This is a genomic window from Blautia sp. XA-2221, from assembly GCF_028767025.1.
In the GTDB taxonomy this organism is placed as follows: Bacteria; Bacillota; Clostridia; order Lachnospirales; family Lachnospiraceae; genus Blautia_A.
Genome location: NZ_JAJQXX010000031.1, coordinates 1 through 1,477 on the forward strand (window position 1 = coordinate 1; position 1,477 = coordinate 1,477).

The window sequence follows — 1,477 nt, forward strand, 5'->3', positions numbered from 1 at the left end:
TCGAAAAAATGTACGGTCATCACTATACTCCACAAACCATGTCCAACATGACTAAAGTTCTGACTGAAGAAGTAAATAAGGAAATAAAGAGTCCTCAAATTTTGCGCTACTAAATGAAGACGAGCGGAAGTAATCTCCCGCTCGTCAGTAAACTTAACTATGCCATATCAATCCCGCTTCTTTCCCGCCACCGGCACTAAGAACAGCGCGGGCAACAGCAGGAAAGCGGTACAGACCAGCCCCCAGGGTATGGACACCTGCTGGGCTACCAGCCCCACAATAGGCCCGCCGATGATCTGCCCGAAAGAGTCCAGCTGTCCGCTGGTGGAAAAGACTGTGGCGCGCATTTTCTCATCCACATGGTCGTTCATCCAGGCGGCCAGCACAGGCTCCTTGATGGTGCGCATAAGCCCCGCCAGCAGGAACACCAACAACATGAACCAAAAGCTCCGCCCCACCGCGAAGAGAACCAGGCACAGGATATACCCGGCGCTGGTGGACATGACCACACTGGTTCGGCTGACAGTCCCTTTTTTCTCCATGCGGGCGATGAGCAACTGAGAAGCCAGAATACCTAAGCCGCTGCCGATAAGACTGATAACACCGAACCAAGTGACGCTGTTCAGCGGCCCGATAACGGGTATTACCGTGTCATCCAGAAAATGAGCGGTGGAGAGCCGGTCAAAGCCTTCACTGGCAAGTCCCCCGCATAGTGTGATTGCTAAGAGCGCCAGCAACACAGGTGCGCCTTTCACAAAGCCCAGGTTGAGCTTGAACAGGCAGACAAAGTCTTTAAGCAAGCCCTGCCGTTCCTCAATAGCAGGGGAGAAGTTGGTTTCTGGCATGATGCGAACCAACACCAGCCCCAACAACAAGCACAAACTGCCCCCCAAGATGACAGGCATTTGCAGGTTTATGTTTCCCAGCAGTGTGCCCAGCACCACGCCCAGAACGCCGCCGATTTGCCCCATTTGACTGCCCCGCAGGAACACCTTGTCTATGGGTTTGTCCTCTTCCTCCGAGGCAATCCACGCCTCCAGAGCGCCGGTGATGAAGGTATCACCGCAACCCCAGACAACCTGGGCCAGCAGAACCGGCGCGAACCACGGTAGCGCACCCTCCATCAGAAAGCCCAGGCCGTAGAGGAACATTCCAATCAGCACCGAGCGCCGACGGCTATACAAATCCGCCACCACACCGGTGGGTATCTCGAACAGAAAGCAGGAGGTCTCCAGAACCGTCCCTACCAGGACAAGCTGGAAAGCATCCAGCTGCACCACCTCCAGGTGGTACACGATGGAAAGCACTGTGGACATAGAAACCGCCAGGGAACAGACAAATCGGAACAGCAGGTAGACAGAATATGCCTTTGAATTTTTAGCAAACATGAAGTTACATTCTCCTTTCAAATCTCATTTTATATGACTTTTGCAAGCTGTTAAGCTAACTTGTGGAACATATGCCGAACCTTATCTAT

General features: G+C 53.1%; 1 protein-coding gene. It reads right to left on the reverse strand.

Translation table 11 applies throughout. The features are described from left to right. Nucleotides 1–167: 167 nt before the first annotated feature. A complete protein-coding gene (gene tet(40) / locus LU279_RS13435; RefSeq protein ID WP_009247026.1) occupies nt 168–1,388 on the reverse strand; it encodes a tetracycline efflux MFS transporter Tet(40) in 1,221 nt (406 codons plus the stop codon). Nucleotides 1,389–1,477 lie beyond the last annotated feature (89 nt).